We start from the raw sequence: 293 nt of genomic DNA on the forward strand, positions 1-293 counted from the left end.
CTCCAACAATACATCCGCATCGTTCTACGGGACGGTGTGCAGTGGTTGGGGTGGGTAGGGGAGCGTCCTGTAGCCATGGAAGCAGCAGCGTGAGCTAGTTGTGGAGGCTATGGGAGTGAGAATGCAGGCATGAGTAGCGAAAGACGAGTGAGAAACTCGTCCGCCGAATGACCAAGGGTTCCTGGGCCAGGTTAATCCGCCCAGGGTGAGTCGGGACCTAAGGCGAGGCCGACAGGCGTAGTCGATGGACAACGGGTTGATATTCCCGTACCCGTGTATCCGCGCCCAATGGC

At 58.7% G+C, this 293-nt stretch carries 1 rRNA gene; it reads left to right on the forward strand.

Features of this window, described 5'->3' with window-relative positions:
- Positions 1–293: ribosomal RNA gene (locus ON39_RS06840) — 23S ribosomal RNA — on the forward strand; the annotation flags it as partial.

It is taken from the genome of Nocardia tenerifensis NBRC 101015 (assembly GCF_000308715.1).
Taxonomy (GTDB): domain Bacteria; phylum Actinomycetota; class Actinomycetes; order Mycobacteriales; family Mycobacteriaceae; genus Nocardia; species Nocardia tenerifensis.